The following is a 15,740-nucleotide window of genomic DNA, read 5'->3' as shown; positions in this document are numbered from 1 at the left end:
AGCAGTCGCGGGTGCCGGCGACGATGACGTTGCCGTGCTGGTCGGCGATGACCTGGGCTTCGACGTGGCGGGCCTTGTCCAGATACTGTTCGACGAAGCATTCGCCGCGGCCGAACGCGGCGACGGCCTCGCGGGTGGCGGAGTCGAACAGTTCAGGGATTTCCTCGATGGTGTGGGCGACCTTCATGCCGCGCCCGCCCCCGCCGAACGCGGCCTTGATGGCGACGGGGACCCCGTATTCCTTGGCGAAGGCGACGACCTCGTCGGCGTTTTTGACGGGGTCCTTGGTGCCGGCGGCCATCGGGGCCTTGGCTTTTTCGGCGATGTGCCGGGCGGTGACCTTGTCGCCGAGGTCGCGGATCGATTGCGGGGAGGGGCCGATCCAGATCAGGCCGGCGTCGATCACGGCCTGCGCGAAGTCGGCGTTCTCGGAGAGGAAGCCGTAGCCGGGGTGGATGGCGTCGGCGCCGGACTTGGCGGCGGCGTCCAAAATTTTGTCGAACACCAGGTAGGACTCGGCGGAGGTCTGCCCGCCGAGGGCGAATGCTTCGTCGGCCAGGCGCACGAACGGGGCGTCGGCGTCGGGTTCGGCGTAGACGGCGACGCTGGCCAGGCCGGCATCGGCTGCGGCCCGGATCACCCGCACTGCAATCTCACCGCGGTTCGCGACGAGCACCTTGGAAATACGTGCACTACTCATCGAAATGTCTTCCCTTTTCTACAGTTTCAGTAGCCTGCGTTGACCAGGACGGCAGCGGCGGCTACTTGCCGACGCAGAATGAGGGCGGGCGTGCCCCACGAATCGTTATCGGACGCGGGCGCTTCCGCCGCGGAACCGGACGAGGCGATCGCAGCGAACACTGCGAGCACCGCGGCGATGTCCGTGTCGCTCGGGTTGCCCGTGAACGTCACGGCCGGCGCCGCCGGCGGCTCTTCAGTGATGCCGGCGCCCAGCTCGTCGAGCACCTCGTCGACTACCAATTCCGCGGTCATAGCGGAATGTTCCCATGCTTCTTGGGCGGGAGGGTGACCATTTTGCGTTCGAGGAGGCGCAGGGCGGCCACGATCTGTCCGCGGGTGTGGGACGGGGGGATGACGGCGTCGACGTAGCCGCGTTCGGCGGCGACGTACGGGTTGACGAGGGTGTCCTCGTATTCCTGTTGCAGGCGCAGGCGCAGGGCGTCGACGTCGTCGCCGTTCTTGGCGGCCTCGAGGAGGCGTTTGCGGTAGACGAACCCGACGGCGCCGGAGGCGCCCATGACGGCGATCTGGGCGGTGGGCCAGGCGAGGTTGACGTCGGCGCCCATGTGCTTGGAGCCCATCACGTCGTAGGCCCCGCCGTAGGCCTTGCGGGTGATGACGGTGATCTTCCCGACGGTGGCCTCACCGTAGGCGTAGAGCAGTTTCGCGCCGCGGCGGATGATGCCGTTGTATTCCTGGTCGGTGCCGGGCAGGAAGCCGGGGACGTCGACGAGGGTGATGATGGGGACGTTGAACGCGTCGCAGGTGCGCACGAAGCGGGCGGCTTTTTCGGAGGCGTCGATGTCGAGGCAGCCGGCGAAGACGGTGGGCTGGTTGGCGACGATCCCGACGCTACGGCCGTCGACGCGGCCGAAGCCGACGACGATGTTGCCGGCGCGTTCGGCCTGGACCTCGAGGAATTCGTCGTCGTCGAGGATGCGGCGGATGACCTCGTGCATGTCGTAGGGCTGGTTCGCCGAGTCCGGGATGAGGGTGTCGAGTTCGAGGTCCTCGGCGGTCAGCGAGTCGTCGATGGATCCGGTGATCGGGTCGGTGGGCAGCATCCGGGGGGCCGCGGCCTGATTGTTCGACGGCAGGTAGGACAGCAGGTCCTTGACGTAGTCGAGGGCGTCTTGTTCGCCGGAGGCGACGTAGTGGGCGACGCCGGATTTGACCATGTGGGTGTGCGCGCCGCCCAAATCTTCCATGGTGACGTCTTCGCCGGTGACGGTTTTGATGACGTCGGGGCCGGTGACGAACATCTGGGAGGTCTGGTCGACCATGACGACGAAGTCGGTCAGGGCGGGGGAGTAGACGTGGCCGCCGGCGGCGGGGCCCATGATCAGGGAGATCTGCGGGATGACACCGGAGGCCTGGACGTTGCGGTGGAAGATTTCGCCGTAGAGGCCGAGGGAGACGACGCCTTCCTGGATGCGGGCGCCGGCGCCTTCGTTGATGCCGATCAGGGGGCGCCCGGTCTTGAGGGCGAGGTCCATGACCTTGACGATTTTTTCGCCGTAGATTTCGCCGAGGGAGCCGCCGAAGACGGTGGCGTCCTGGGAGAACACGCAGACGTCGCGGCCGTCGACGGTGCCGTAGCCGGTGACGACGCCATCGCCGACGGGGCGGTTGTCGGCGAGGCCGAAGTTCACCGAGCGGTGCCGGGCGAGGGCGTCGAGTTCGACGAAGCTGCCCTCGTCCAACAGGGCGGTGATGCGTTCGCGGGCGGTGAGCTTGCCCTTGGCGTGGACCTTCTCGACCGCGGCTTCACCGCTCGGGTGCTGCGCCTCGGCCTGACGATTACGCAGGTCGGCGAGCTTTCCCGCCGTCGTGTGAATATCGGGCGTGACCGCCGAATCTGTGACTGTCATCTATGACTGCTCTTCCCGTCGAGGCTGTCGGAACCTGCGCTGCACCCTGTGGGGTACGCGGTTCGTGGGATTACCCACTCGGACGCCGCCACTTTAACGCATTACTTATCGATCGTTCACGTGCGCTGCATCACTCTCGCGGCGAGGGTGTGATGCATCACGCTGCTGCTACTGGTCCTCGGTGCGGCCGTGGCGGCGCTCGTAGTCCTCGCGCGTGCGGTCGGCGCGGCGCTGCGCCTTCGCATTGAGGAGGTCCGGATCGAGGCCGTGGCTGAGCAGACGGTGGCGACGGTAGATGTTCATCAGCGCGACCGCAAAGTAGAGCAGCGGGAGCAGCAGGAGGGCCATCATCGCCAGCGGAATCCAGATGGGACCGGGGATGAGGAGGAACAACGCCAGCACCGCGACGACGGGAAGCATGAAACGGAGGACGTACCGCACCGAGGCTCCCGGCCCGACGAGGTCGTTGCGGACCCAGTCCTGCATCGAATCGGGCAGCGTGCGACCGACGAGATACCCGACGTACTGACTGGGGCTGGGACGCTGCGCATCGGACATGGTTTCAGGATAGTGCTGACAAACGGAGCGAACTCGACGACGGTGCGTGGTCGAGTTCGCTCTGTTCCCGTTACTGCTGCTCGGCATTCGCGACGATGACGTCCCGGACGTACTGCGCGAGACCGGGGGCGACGTCGTCGTAGTGCCGGCGAAAGCGGTCGTCGGCGAGGTACATCTCGGCGAGGTTCACCTGCATTGCGTAATCGCAGTCGTAGAACCGTTCGATGCCGGCGCGGTGTTCCTCGGCGAGTGCGTTGGCCCGATCGGACCCCGGTTCGACGCCGTCGGCCATCGCCTGCGCGAGCGACGCCTCGAATGCGTCTCCCTCGGCCTTGATTCGCTTCCAGTCCTGCTTGCTCATCTTCGCGGACCGCTGCTGGGACTGCTTCCACGCGTCGGTGTCGCCCCAGCGCTCTTCGGCCTCGGCGGCGTACTCCTCGCCTGGCCAGTTGTCGCCGAAGATTTCGTTCTGCTCTTCGGGAGTGAGCTGAATGCCCATGCTTTTCGCCTCCATCATCTTCTCCACGGCTGCAGCCATCTCGTGCAAGCGATCGATCCGTTCGCTCAGCAACGCGTGCTGTCGCCGTAGATGCGCGAGGGCATCGACGTCCGGGTCGTCGAGGAGGGCTGCGATCTCCTCGAGGGGGAAACCCAGTTCGCGGTACGTCAGCACGCGGTGCAGACGTTCCACGTCGGCGTCCGAATAGCTGCGGTACCCACCGGGTGTGCGGTCGGACGGTGTCACCAGACCGATCTCGTCGTAGTGGTGCAGAGTGCGCACACTCACTCCGACCAGCCTGGCGACCACGCCGACCGTATGTTTCTCGCTCACGTCCTCTACCGTGCAGCCTGACGTCGCGTGAGGGTCAACTCAGTTGTAGAGATTGTCGAGTTCGTCGGAGAAATTGGTCATCACGACCTTGCGCTTGAGCTTCATGCTCGGTGTGATCTCGCCGTTCTCGACGGTGAGTTCCCGGTCGAGGATGCGGAACTTCTTGATCTGCTCCCACCGGTTCAGTCCGGCGTTGAGTTCTTCGACGTAACCGCCGATCAGGTTGCGGGTCTCTTGGGCGTTCGCGATCTCGGCGAACGATTTGCCGCCCAGGTCGTGATTCTTCGCCCATTCGCCGATCGATTCCGCGTCGAGGGAGATCAGGGCGACGCAGTACGACTTCCCTTCGCCGTCGACGATGAGTTCACCGACGTAGGGGCAGATGCCCTTGAACGTGGCCGCCACCGCGGAGGGTGCGACGTATTTGCCGTTGGACGTCTTGAACATGTCCTTCTTGCGGTCGGTGATCCGCAGGTAGCCGTCCTCGTCCATTTCGCCGATGTCGCCGGTGCGGAACCAGCCGTCGTCGGTGAGCGCTTCGGCTGTGGCTTCGGGGTTCTCGTGGTACCCGCTCATGACGCCGGGACCCTTGATGAGGATCTCGCCGTCGTCGCCGATCCGGGTCTCGGTGCCCGGGATGGCCCAGCCGACGGTGCCGAACCGGTAGGCCGACGGGCGGTTGACGAACGATGCGGCACTGGTCTCGGACAGTCCGTACCCTTCGAGGACGACGATGCCGACGGCGTCGAACCACTGCGCGACATCACGATTGAGCGCTGCGGAGCCGGAGATGAAGAACTTCAGGCGCCCACCGAACCGTTCGCGAATCGTGCTGTACACCAGCCGATCCGCGACGGCGTGCTGGACCGAGTCGAGCAGCGACGGACTCTTGCCTGCCTGCTTGGCCTTCGACACCCTCAGCCCGACGCCGATGGCCCAGTCGAAGATCTTCTCCTTCACCCCACCTTCCTCGCGCACCGTGGAGACGATCCGCGCGTACGCCTTCTCGAAGATGCGGGGTGCCGCGCCCATGAACGTGGGCTTGACCACCGCGAGATTCTCGACGATCTTGTCGACGCGACCGTCGACCGCCGTCGCGAAACCGATCTGCAGCGGCAGGGTGAGCAGGACCTTCCCGAACACGTGGGACAGCGGGAGCCAGAGGTATTGCAGGTCGTCGGCGTCGAGGATGCCGGTGGCGTCGATCGCGGCCACCTCGTACGTCCACGCCGAGTGCGACAGTCGCACACCTTTGGGTCTGCCGGTGGTGCCGGACGTGTAGATGAGGGTGGCGAGGTCGTCGGGGTCGATCGCCTCGATCCGGTCGTGCACGGCGTCGGGTGTCTCGGCGAGCAGTTCTTCGCCGAGGTCGTGTAGCTGGTCGAACGTGATCACCCAGTCGTCGTCTCCGGGGTCGCCGTCGATCAGAACGACCTTCTCGACGTCGCCGAGTTCGCCGCGGTTCTCGCGCAGCTTGGCCAGCTGCGCGTCGTCCTCGGCGAAGACGACGCGGCTGCCGGAGTTGGCGACGATGTAGGCGACGTCGGCGGCCGTGGTGGTGGGATACACCGTGGTGGTGGCGGCGCCGGCGCACATGACGGCCAGGTCGGCGAGCACCCACTCGTAGCGGGTGGCGGACGCGAGCGCCACCCGCTGCTCGGCCTGCACACCGAGGACGATGAGACCGGCCGCGAGGTTGCGCACCCGGTCGCCCGCCTCGGACCAGGTGACACTGGACCACTGCTTCGGGTCCGCCGCGTCGACGTATCGGAACGCTTCGCGGTTGGGTGAGTGGGCCACCCGATCCACGAACAATGCGGCTACCGACGGAGCCCGATTCTCGATCTTGGAGCGGTCAATGACCTCGTCCGACGCACGCTGAGCTGCCATGTATCGATCTTAGGAACCGGGGCCGCTCGGGGGAGTGGTTTCGGCGCAGGTCAACTCATCTCGGACGTCACCTTGCGGGGTTTCGCGACGATGGCCAGAGACATGACGGCGGCGATCGCGCACAGTCCGCCCGCGACGTAGAACGCGGAGTCGTAGTCGCCGAACTGGTCGCGCACGAGTCCTGCGAGGAACGCCACGATGCCGGCGCCGATCTGGTGCGACGCCAGCACCCAGCCGAACACGATGGGTGCGTCGCTGCCGAAGTGCTTGCGGCACAGTGCAACCGTCGGGGGTACGGTCGCCACCCAGTCGAGTCCGTAGAAGATGACGAACGCGATCATCGGCGGGTGCACGGTGTTCGCGAACAGGATCGGCAGCAGCATCAGCGAGATCCCGCGCAGCAGGTAGTAGATGCCGAGGAGCTTGCGTGAATCGAATCGGTCGGTGAACCACCCCGACGCGATGGTGCCGATCACGTCGAAGATCCCGATCACGGCGAGCAGGCTCGCGGCCGCCGTCACCGGCATACCGTGGTCGTGCGCGGCCGGGACGAAGTGGGTTCCGACGAGTCCGTTGGTGCTCGCCCCGCAGATGGCGAACGTGCCGGCCAGCAGCCAGAACACCCGGGTCCGCGCCGCCGACACCAGCACCGTCACGGCCCGGCCCGCGGCGCCGCCGCGACCGGTCGGGGCGGGTGGTTCGGCGACGTAGTCGGGTCCGGCGCCGTACGGCACCGCTCCGACGTCCGACGGCCGGTTGCGCAGGAACACGAGCACCAGCGGCACGACGGCGAGGGCCGCGAACGACACCGTCAGCGCCACGGTCTGCCAGTTGTAGTGCTCGGCGACCATCGCGAGGATCGGCAGGAACACCAGCTGTCCGGCGGCGCTGCCCGCGGTGAGGATGCCGGTGACCAGGCCGCGGCGGGCGACGAACCACCGGTCGACGACGGTGGCCACGAAGGCGAGTGCCATCGAGCCGGTGCCCAGCCCGACGAGCACGCCCCACAGCAGCACGAGTTGCCAGGTGGCGGTCATGAAGACGGTCAGTCCGCTGCCGGCGGACACCAGGACCAGCGCCGCGGTGACCACCCGCCGCATGCCGAAGCGTTCCATGAGCGCCGCCGCGAACGGCGAGGTCAGCCCGTACAGCACCAGGTTGATCGACACCGCGGAGGAGATGCTGGCACGCGACCAGCCGAAGTCCTCGTGGAGAGGGTCGATCAGGATCGAGGGCGCCGCCCGGAAGCTGGCGGCCCCCACGAGGGCGAGGAACGCGACGGCGGCGACCAGCCACGCGTAGTGGAGGCGCGGCGGGGCGGTTCGGGCCGGAGGTGCCGGGGGCGCGATTTCGGACGTCACGACGGTAAGTCTGCGGGACTGGGTCTCGCCGGAACAGTTGCCGGAATGACAACATGTGAAAGAATCTGGCCATGGTCGAACGTCATCGTGTGGTCGTGCTTGCCCTGGACGGTGTGATCCCGTTCGAACTCGGCATTCCGTCGCGGGTCTTCGGACGGGCGGAGGACGCCGACGGGAACCCGCTGTACGACGTGCAGACCTGCACGGCGGACGGACGGCCCGTGCGTTCGGACGCCGATTTCTCGGTGTCCGTCGATCACGGGCCCGAGTTGCTGGCCGAGGCCGACACGGTGGTGATCCCGGCGTCCTACGAACTCGGCCCGGCCTACGACGACGGGCATCTGCCTCCGAACCTCGAGGCGGCTCTCGACTTCGTCCGGCCGGGCACGCGCTACGTCTCCATCTGCACCGGCTCCTATGTCCTCGCCGCGGCCGGGCTGCTCGACGGACTGCGCGCCACCACGCACTGGCGCAACGCCGAACACTTCCAGCGCACCTATCCGCAGGTCCGGGTCGATCCCGACGTGCTGTTCGTCGACGAGGGGCACATCCTCACCTCGGCAGGCGTCGCCGCCGGACTCGACCTCTGCCTCCACATCGTGCGCCGCGACCACGGCTCCGACGTCGCCAATCGGGTGGCGCGCCGATGCGTCGTCCCACCGTGGCGCGACGGCGGGCAGGCGCAGTACATCGAGCGGCCGATCCCGGAGACCACGGCGGAGTCCACCGCGACCACCCGGGACTGGGCGCTGGATCGGCTGGGTGAGTCGCTGACGCTGAGCCGGATGGCCGCGCACGCGAACATGAGTGTCCGCACGTTCACGCGGCGGTTCGGTGAAGAGGTCGGCACCACCCCGAACCGCTGGCTGATCACCCACCGGGTCGACCGCGCGCGACAACTCCTCGAGACCACCGACCTGTCCGTCGACGTCATCGCCCGCGAGGTCGGTTTCGGGACCGCGGTGTCCCTGCGTCAGCACATGGGCGCCGTGCTCGGCGTCCCCCCGTCGGCGTATCGCAGAACGTTTCGGGGCCAGGCGCTCACGACGAAGGCACCGGCGTAGATCCCGAGTCGTGTCCCGTGGCTGTGCGGGCCGGGCGGATGAGCAGTTCGAGTGCCGCGAGCGCGAGTAGGGCGATGAAGACGATCCACAACACGACCAGTCCGGTGGGGTAGCGCCAGAACATCAGCAGCAGAGCCGCGACGCCGATGATGGTGCAGCGCAGTGGAATTCGGAGTTGGTTGGCCCACCGTTCCACCTCGTTCGGCGGTCGGCCTGCGCCGGACTTGCGGGCGAAGTCCAGTGCCTGCCCGAACCCACGACGGACGGCGGTCGCGGACGCCGAGCCGCCGGCGAGGAAGGCGCCGATCGCGATCACCAGACCGAGGACCGCGACCGCACGCAGACTCGTCCGCAGTGGCACCAGAACGGTGTCGATGACCGCTGCCGCCGCGTCGGGCGACAGGATGTCGGGTGGGACGCTGTCGAGGTAGATGGCGCGTCCGACGAGAATCCCGATCGCGAGGATGAGCATTCCCAGGGCGATCGACAGGCCGGCGAGGGAGAGCGCGCGCAGCCGTCGGCCGGTGGGGGCGACGGCGACCGCGGCGGCGGCGCAGGCGATTCCCAGCCACGGCAGGATCGCCGAGGCCTTGTCGAGGGCGTTGACGGCGCGCTGCGCCTTCACCAGCTCGGGGGACTGGAACAGCACGAATTGCTTGTCGACCGCGGGGATCTTGTCGGCGAATGCGAAACCACGCTCGGTCAGCGCGGCCTTCACATTGTCGATGACGGTGCCCAGGGAGATGCTGACGGTGCCGCTCTGGTCGACCTCCACCGAGCTGAGACCGTAGTTGCCCGTCATCACCGCCACGAGTGCGTTGTGCGCCGAACGGTTCGCCTGGATCCAGAGGTCTTCGAACTGCTGGGACTGCACGAGTGAGCTGACGGTGTCGTGGACGAAGTTCTTTGCCTGGCTGGTGATCACCGGTGCGAGGCCGACCACGGCCGCGTCCAGTCGGGGAGCGTTCGCAGCGACATTCGAGACGTCGGTCAGCGCCTCGAGTGCGTCCTTGGTGAGCCCTTCGACGTCGACTCGGGTGAAGATCTCGTCGGTGATCTGGTTCGTGATGTCCGCTTGGAGGGCCGGATTCGACCCCAGCGGGGTCACCGTGCTCACGTAGCGGTCGGTGTCGAGGATCTGACTTCTCGTGAAGCGTGCGGTGACCGACGCGAGTGCGAGAACGGCGACCAGGACCAGCAGAATCGTGACGGCCGTCCAACGCAATCCGTTCCGGGGTGGGTGGGCGACCGGTTCTGCCGGAACACCTGCGGCGGCGCCCGCGGCCTGTCCGCGCAGCGTCGCCACCTCGTCGCGCAACCGGAGGAGTTCGGCGCGTTCGTCCTTGTCCAGTGAGCCGGTGCTCGTGCCGTCTTCCATTGCGGATCAGATCACTTCGGGGTTCCAGGTGGCGACCGCCCAGATCACGACGGCGTTCAGCGCGATGATCGTGATCGCCCACCCGGGGTAGTAGGGCAACCACAGGAAGTTGACGAAGATCGACAGGGCGCACAGCACCATCGCGCCGACACGCGCCCAGGTAGCCCCCGTGAACAGTGCCGCACCGACAGCTGCGACGATCACGCCGAGCACGAGATGGATCCAGCCCCAGGTAGTGACGTCGAATTGGTAGGTGTACTCGATGCCGACGACGATCACGTCGTCCTTGGCTACCGCGGAGATCCCCTGGAGGAACTCGAGCACGCCGACGGTGACGAGAAGAACCGCCCCGCCCATCGACGTTCCCTTTGCCACACCTTGCTTGACCAGCGATTCATCGGACATGACCGTTCCTCTTTCGTCACCGTACGAAATGAACTGGCGAAAGTAAGTATCCTCCGTCGGATCACCCCTTGTCAGGAAGATGCCCGGACGGGTGCGTATTGACCTCGCTCGACGCGGCGACGGAAAATATCTGCAGGCCAAGGTTTGTCCGGAAAGGGGATCGCGATGTCCGACGAGTCGTTGGTCAAGCAGGGGGTCGCTGCCGCGACGTCCATGGTGGCAGCGATAGTTTTGCTCACTATCGGAATTCTCCATGTGCTGTCGGGCATCTCGGCGCTCATGAAGGACGACCTCGTCGTGGCGGGCGCCGAGTACATCTACCAGTTCGACACGACCGCGTGGGGCTGGATTCACCTGGTGCTCGGTGTGATCGTTGCGGCCGTCGGTGTCATGTTGTTCACCGGGGCGACGTGGGCCCGCGTCGGCGCCATGGTGATCTGTGCTCTCTCGCTCCTCGCCAATTTTCTGTGGCTGCCCCACTACCCGTGGTGGTCGGTCGTCATGATCGTGCTGGACGTGTTCGTGATCTGGGCTGTCGCGACATGGAAGCCGGGCTATGAGGAGCGGCTCTAGGTCGCGAACCCGTCGAGTACCGGTCGTCAGGGCCCTGCCGGGTCACGGGCGATCCCGGGCTTTCGCCGCCAGCGAACCGACGCGGTCAGCACCCGGATGCCCAACGAGATCAGGATCAGGTTGCCGATGAGTTGTGCCGACACCACCGCCCGCGCGGTCTCCGTGGTGGCCACGATGTCACCGAATCCGACTGTGGTGAATACCGTCAGGGTGAAGTAGAGGGAATCGAGGCGGGTCAACACTTCGCTGAAGTTGTCCTGGCCCGAGAGCGAGAGCAGAAAGTACGTCGTCGCGTAGCCGACGAGGTAGACCCCCACAGTGACGGCCAACGCCTCGACCGCCTGCACGACCGGGTATTCGGCACGCAGCACCCTGCGGATCTGCCAGACGTACACCGCGCAGACCACAGCGAGACCACCGACCACCAGGGACACGGTGCGAAGGTTGTCGACCGTGGTGAAGGGCAGCAGGAAATATGCGCCCACCAGCACTACCGTGGCGCACACCGGGCGCAGGATCGCCGGAACCAGCACACGCGCCCGCGCATGGCGGGAGAGACTTCGCACGCCGTCCTCGTCCATCGACACCGCCCAGCTCACCACCTTGTCGGCGATGGTGCGACTTGAAATTGCCACCTCCAGTTTCCGCCGATCGAGGAGCCGACCAGAGCGCTTTGGCCGTCTTTGCGCCTCGGAGCGCACCCACACGTCGATCGACACGGTTTCGGAGCAACCGAATTCACACCCCGAGTTCGCCACCCGGGTGCAACTCCACCGCAACGACACCCGCCCTCTCGGCGTGGTGGACGAATTCCGCGCCCGGACCGAAGAACAACCGGGGGCGCACGGCGTCGAGGCCGATCGGCCACAGTGTTCCGTAGTGGATCGGCACCGCCAGGCCCGCCTCCACCAGGCGTGCGACGACCGCGGCGCGAGTCGGGTCGAGGTGACCCTTGCCGAGGGTCGGACCCCAGCCCCCGACGGGTAGCAGCGCGAGATCGACAGGGCCGACGTGGTCGGCGAGGTCCGGGTACAGGTCGGTGTCGCCGGCGAAGTAGGTCCGCCGGTCACCCTCGACGACGTACCCGACCGCGGGCGCGATCTGCGGGCCGCGCCGCCAGCGCCTGCCGTCGTGTCGGGCGGGCACGGCGCGCACGGTGACGTTGCCGATTCGTGCCTCTTCGCCCGGCCGCAGCAATACCAGGCGGTCGGCGAACTGTCGCAGCGCCGGCAGGCCGTCGACCGCCCGCCACGGTGCCACGATCGGGACGTCCGGATCGAGCATCCGCAGCGACGGCAGGTGCGTGTGGTCGGCGTGCAGGTGCGAGAGCAGGACTGCGTCCGGGTTGCGCACGTGCGGCCCGATCGGTGCGGGCCCTCGGCGGCGTCGTAGGTGCGCGACGTGGTCGGTCAGCACCGGATCGGTCAGGACGACCGTCCCGCGGTCCACGATCAGCGCGCTGGAATGTCCGAGCCAGCGCACACCGGGTGCGGCGGCAACCGGACCCGGCGTTGCGCTCACACCCTTACGATTCCAGATGACGAAAGGCGGTGCGATGCGCACGGTGGGCGGCGTGGTGCGGGTGCTCGTCGAATTCTTCGTGCTGTGGGGGTCGTCGGCGCTCGCGATCATCGTGCTCGACCGGATCCTCCGCGGCATCATCCTGGACGAGTCGAGCTTCGCTCCGATCCCGACGCTCCCGGCCGCGCTGGTGCTCGCGTTGGTGTTCGGCCTGCTCAACGCCGCGCTGTGGCCGGTGATGATGCGGTGCATGTCGTGGATCGGCCCGGTGCTGCTGTTCGTCGGGGTGTTCCTCGCCGGCGGTGTGATCATGCTGTTGACGCTGTACCTGGTACCAGTCGCGTCGGTGGACCAGCCGCGCGATGCGTTCTACCTCGCGGCGCTGCTCTCGCTGTTCACCTCCGTGATTTCGGGCGCGATCGCGTCCCGCTCCGATACCGCCTACCGACTGATGCAGGTGCGCCGACAGCGGTTCCGCTTGCGTCGCAACGCCGCGCTCGTGGACGCGTCCCCGGGGCTGTTGTGTATCCAGATCGACGGCCTCGGTTACGACGTGCTGCGTCGCGCGATCGCCGACGGCGTGACGCCCGGGCTGGCGAAGTTGGTGCGCGAGACCCACCAGCTGGTGCCGTGGCACACCGACTGGAGCAGTCAGACGGGTGCGACCCAGCTGGGCGTGCTGCACGGTTCCAACCACAACGTGCCGGCGTTTCGCTGGTACGACAAGACGACCGAGCACATTTCGGTGTTCAGCAACCCGGCCGACAACGAGCAGCGCGAACTCGAACGCACGGACCTTCCTGGCTTGCTGGCGCACGACGGTGCGAGCCGCGGCAACCTGTTCACCGGCGGCGCACACGACAACGTGCTCGTCGTCAGCCGCATGCGCGGTGCCCGCCTCGGCGGCGGTGCCGGCTACAGCGACTATTTCGCGGACCCGGCGAGCGCGCTGCGCACGTTCATCCGGATGGTCGCGGAACTGCAACGGGAACTGCGCCAGTCACTGCGGCAGAAGCGGAAGGACATCCAGCCGCGGGTGCCGCGGGGTGGGGTCTATCCATTTGTGCGGGCGTTCGCGACCGTGCTCGCCACCGACGTCGCCGCCGCCGCGGTGGTCGGCGATCTGATCAAGGGCCGCAGTGTCGTCTACGTCGACCTGATCGGCTATGACGAGGTGTCGCACCACTCCGGCATTTCCCGGCCGGAGACCCTTGCGGTGCTGACCAAACTCGACGACGTCATCGAGATGCTGCTCGCCGTGGTGGGGCAGGCCGATCGGCCCTACCGCGTCGTCGTGTTGTCCGATCACGGGCAGAGTCAGGGCGCGACCTTCCTGCAGCGCTACGGGGAAACCCTGGGGCAGTTGGTCATCCGGCTTGCCGCACAGCGCGAACCGGTCGCGGGGAAGCGCCACTGGTACGAGCGCGAATCCGACGCCTCCCGACAGCCCGGGGCGGAGGGGCGCGGCTACGCGGCGGCCAGCGTGCACTCGCCGACGGCCGGCGAGGAGGCGCACGCCTCCACGGGCGAGCCGATCGTGTTGGGCTCGGGCAATCTCGGTCTGGTCTACTTCCCACACCTGCCCGGCCGCGCCGATGTAAATGCCATCGAGGCTGCCCATCCCGGGCTGCTCACCGGGCTCCGCGAGCATCCCGGGGTCGGCTTCCTGCTCGTTGCCGCCCCGGGCGGGTCCGTGGTGCTCGGGCCCCACGGCCAGGTCGACGTGACGACCGGCGAGGTCACGGGCGAGAACCCGCTCGCGGTGATGGGCCCCGACGCGCTGGCGAAGGTGCGACGCACCGACACCTTCGACAACGTCGCCGACATCATGGTCGGCGGCGCATACTGGCCCGAGACCGACGAGGTCGCGGCGTTCGAGGAGCAGGTCGGGTCGCACGGCGGAATGGGCGGACCGCAGAGCACTCCGTTTCTCATCTACCCCGCCGACCTGCCCGCACCGCCCGACCCGCTGCACGGCGCCGAGGCCGTGCACAGGGTGCTCGCCGGATGGCGGGACCTCTCGACGGGATCGCGCGCAGGCGACCTATCGGGAACTGGCGCTTGACGGCTGGCGAAGACCGGCAGCCCGAGGCGTGCAATGTGCTGCGCTCGCCTCCGCGCACGGCGGAAGATGGACATACGACGGGAAGTCGCACCGTCGCGAGGAAGTACACGCCGCCGGTGAGGGGCAGTCACGTGAACAGATCAGGTACCGCCGATACCGGCGGCAGTGGCCGGCGCTGGTGGGCCCGTGTGGCGTTCGTATTCGCCGTCGGTGCGGCGGCGGTGCCCGTGCTGTTCGCCGGGGTGCTGGGCACCGTGGCGTTGCTCATCGTGGGGACCGGTGGCGTCGTGGTCACGGTGGCGGCGTTGTACTGGTTCCTCACCCGGCGCGGAGTGTTCAGGTGGATCTCCCTCGGAGTGGCGATTGTCGCGCCGATCGTCGTGCTGACACTGTTCGTCCGCGCACACCTGCTGTGGGTGGTGCTGCTCTCGTATGGGCTCGCTGTGCTGGCCGTCGTCTGCGCTCGCGCCGCTTTGCGTGGCAGACGTGCGGAGACGACCATGCCCGAATACCCTGCCCCGCCCGCGCAGCACCCGTTCCTGATCATGAATCCGCATTCCGGTGGCGGGAAGGTCACGAAATTCGACCTGAAGCGCAGAGCCGAGGAGCTGGGCGCCGACGTCGAGCTGCTCGAAGGGCCGGCCACCATCGACGTCACCGCACTGGCCCAGCGGGCGGTCGCGCAAGGGGCCGATCTGCTGGGGGTGGCGGGCGGAGACGGAACCCAGGCTCTCGTGGCGGCGGTCGCGGCGGAACACCACCTGCCGTTCCTCGTGATCAGTGCCGGAACCCGCAACCACTTCGCGATGGATCTCGGACTCGACCGCACCGATCCCACCCGATCGCTGGACGCACTCCGGGACGGTGTCGAGCTGCGTGTCGACCTCGGCACCATCAACGGCCGACCCTTCGTCAACAACGCGTCGTTCGGGGTCTACGCCGAAATCGTCCGCAGTCCCGCCTACCGCGACGACAAGGCCGCAACAGTGCTGACGCTGCTTCCCGATCTGCTCACCGGGCACGCGGGGCCTCGATTGGTCGCGCGGATCGGTGAGACGGCCGTGGAGGGACCGCAGGCGGTCCTGGTGAGCAACAATCCCTACGGCAACAGTGATCTGGCCGGTCTGAGCCGCCGGGACCGTCTCGATCGCGGTGTCCTCGGCGCGGTCACCGTGTCGGTGGCGAACACCCGGCAGGCGGTCGGTCTGCTGCGTCGCACCAATGTTCACGGCTTGACGCAGGAAACGGCGATCGAGGTGGTTGTGGACGCCGACACCCCGGAGATCCCCGTGGGAGTCGACGGCGAATCACTCATGCTCCGCACTCCGGTGCGGTGCACCATCGAACCGGACGCCCTGCGGGTGCGGGTGCCCAGGACGAGGCCCGGGGTGCGTCCGGCTGCGCCTGCATTCGACTGGGTGCGACTGTGGCGGGCGGCGCACGGCACTCGCACTGCGACAGGGGCGGCGCCCCGCGGTTGA

General features: G+C 67.5%; 15 protein-coding genes. 4 read left to right on the top strand and 11 right to left on the bottom strand.

The features are described 5' to 3' along the window. The 7 genes from QM693_RS18580 to QM693_RS18550 all read right to left on the bottom strand — a co-directional run. A partial coding sequence (locus tag QM693_RS18580) for a biotin carboxylase N-terminal domain-containing protein (RefSeq protein ID WP_283353102.1) occupies window positions 1–700 on the bottom strand: 700 nt, incomplete at its 3' end. 26 nt (window positions 701–726) lie between these two features. Beyond that, window positions 727–993, bottom strand: coding sequence for an acyl-CoA carboxylase epsilon subunit (locus QM693_RS18575; RefSeq protein WP_265148198.1), 267 nt, complete (start codon window positions 991–993; stop codon window positions 727–729). Next, entirely contained in the window at window positions 990–2,612 is a 1,623-nt protein-coding gene (locus QM693_RS18570) for an acyl-CoA carboxylase subunit beta (protein ID WP_283353101.1), read from the bottom strand. Before QM693_RS18570 ends, QM693_RS18575 begins: the two co-directional genes overlap by 4 nt. 168 nt (window positions 2,613–2,780) lie before the next feature. Continuing rightward, on the bottom strand, window positions 2,781–3,170 hold the full coding sequence (locus QM693_RS18565) for a DUF5313 family protein (protein ID WP_283353100.1): 390 nt from the start codon (window positions 3,168–3,170) through the stop codon (window positions 2,781–2,783). Between the two features lie 70 nt (window positions 3,171–3,240). Next, on the bottom strand, window positions 3,241–4,002 hold the full coding sequence (locus QM693_RS18560; RefSeq protein WP_283353099.1) for a MerR family transcriptional regulator: 762 nt from the start codon (window positions 4,000–4,002) through the stop codon (window positions 3,241–3,243). A 39-nt stretch (window positions 4,003–4,041) separates the two neighbouring features. Continuing rightward, window positions 4,042–5,892 carry an AMP-dependent synthetase/ligase gene (locus QM693_RS18555; RefSeq protein WP_283353098.1) on the bottom strand — a complete coding sequence of 617 codons (1,851 nt, stop codon included), beginning with the start codon at window positions 5,890–5,892 and terminating at the stop codon, window positions 4,042–4,044. A 50-nt stretch (window positions 5,893–5,942) separates the two neighbouring features. Continuing rightward, window positions 5,943–7,253, bottom strand: coding sequence for an MFS transporter (locus QM693_RS18550; RefSeq protein ID WP_283353097.1), 1,311 nt, complete (start codon window positions 7,251–7,253; stop codon window positions 5,943–5,945). Window positions 7,254–7,324: 71 nt separating this feature from the next. On the opposite strand from QM693_RS18550, the gene QM693_RS18545 reads away from it, so the two are divergent. Continuing rightward, a complete protein-coding gene (locus QM693_RS18545; RefSeq protein ID WP_283353096.1) occupies window positions 7,325–8,317 on the top strand; it encodes a GlxA family transcriptional regulator in 993 nt (330 codons plus the stop codon). On the opposite strand, the gene QM693_RS18540 is transcribed toward QM693_RS18545, so the two are convergent. Beyond that, a complete protein-coding gene (locus QM693_RS18540; protein WP_283353095.1) occupies window positions 8,295–9,695 on the bottom strand; it encodes a hypothetical protein in 1,401 nt (466 codons plus the stop codon). The genes QM693_RS18545 and QM693_RS18540 overlap by 23 nt on opposite strands. Before the next feature lie 6 nt (window positions 9,696–9,701). Then, entirely contained in the window at window positions 9,702–10,100 is a 399-nt protein-coding gene (locus tag QM693_RS18535; RefSeq protein WP_105414911.1) for a DUF7144 family membrane protein, read from the bottom strand. 165 nt (window positions 10,101–10,265) lie between these two features. On the opposite strand from QM693_RS18535, the gene QM693_RS18530 reads away from it, so the two are divergent. Further along, entirely contained in the window at window positions 10,266–10,673 is a 408-nt protein-coding gene (locus tag QM693_RS18530; RefSeq protein ID WP_283335809.1) for a DUF7144 family membrane protein, read from the top strand. A gap of 26 nt (window positions 10,674–10,699) precedes the next feature. Here QM693_RS18530 and QM693_RS18525 read toward each other — a convergent pair whose 3' ends face one another. Both QM693_RS18525 and QM693_RS18520 read right to left on the bottom strand, forming a co-directional pair. Continuing rightward, on the bottom strand, window positions 10,700–11,308 hold the full coding sequence (locus tag QM693_RS18525; protein ID WP_283353094.1) for a potassium channel family protein: 609 nt from the start codon (window positions 11,306–11,308) through the stop codon (window positions 10,700–10,702). Window positions 11,309–11,411: 103 nt separating this feature from the next. Further along, the gene (locus QM693_RS18520) at window positions 11,412–12,194 is read right to left on the bottom strand and encodes an MBL fold metallo-hydrolase (RefSeq protein WP_283335807.1); all 783 of its coding nucleotides are present in this window, start codon (window positions 12,192–12,194) and stop codon (window positions 11,412–11,414) included. 34 nt (window positions 12,195–12,228) lie between these two features. On the opposite strand from QM693_RS18520, the gene QM693_RS18515 reads away from it, so the two are divergent. Together QM693_RS18515 and QM693_RS18510 are read left to right on the top strand one after the other, a co-directional pair. Further along, entirely contained in the window at window positions 12,229–14,259 is a 2,031-nt protein-coding gene (locus QM693_RS18515) for a phage holin family protein (protein ID WP_283353104.1), read from the top strand. Window positions 14,260–14,390: 131 nt separating this feature from the next. After that, on the top strand, window positions 14,391–15,740 hold the full coding sequence (locus QM693_RS18510) for a diacylglycerol/lipid kinase family protein (RefSeq protein WP_283335806.1): 1,350 nt from the start codon (window positions 14,391–14,393) through the stop codon (window positions 15,738–15,740).

Source organism: Rhodococcus sp. IEGM 1305 (genome assembly GCF_030058635.1).
Lineage (GTDB): Bacteria > Actinomycetota > Actinomycetes > Mycobacteriales > Mycobacteriaceae > Rhodococcus_F > Rhodococcus_F opacus_D.
The sequence above is the reverse complement of the archived record's forward strand: the minus strand, read 5'-3'. Positions and strand labels throughout refer to the sequence as shown.

Excerpts from the sequence above, each read along its gene's own strand:
- QM693_RS18545 (WP_283353096.1), top strand. The coding sequence starts at position 7,325 with ATGGTCGAACGTCATCGTGTGGTCGTGCTTGCCCTGGACGGTGTGATC.
- QM693_RS18540 (WP_283353095.1), bottom strand. The coding sequence starts at position 9,695 with ATGGAAGACGGCACGAGCACCGGCTCACTGGACAAGGACGAACGCGCC.
- QM693_RS18575 (WP_265148198.1), bottom strand. The coding sequence starts at position 993 with ATGACCGCGGAATTGGTAGTCGACGAGGTGCTCGACGAGCTGGGCGCC.
- QM693_RS18565 (WP_283353100.1), bottom strand. The coding sequence starts at position 3,170 with ATGTCCGATGCGCAGCGTCCCAGCCCCAGTCAGTACGTCGGGTATCTC.
- QM693_RS18535 (WP_105414911.1), bottom strand. The coding sequence starts at position 10,100 with ATGTCCGATGAATCGCTGGTCAAGCAAGGTGTGGCAAAGGGAACGTCG.
- QM693_RS18515 (WP_283353104.1), top strand. The coding sequence starts at position 12,229 with ATGCGCACGGTGGGCGGCGTGGTGCGGGTGCTCGTCGAATTCTTCGTG.
- QM693_RS18570 (WP_283353101.1), bottom strand. The coding sequence starts at position 2,612 with ATGACAGTCACAGATTCGGCGGTCACGCCCGATATTCACACGACGGCG.
- QM693_RS18555 (WP_283353098.1), bottom strand. The coding sequence starts at position 5,892 with ATGGCAGCTCAGCGTGCGTCGGACGAGGTCATTGACCGCTCCAAGATC.
- QM693_RS18530 (WP_283335809.1), top strand. The coding sequence starts at position 10,266 with ATGTCCGACGAGTCGTTGGTCAAGCAGGGGGTCGCTGCCGCGACGTCC.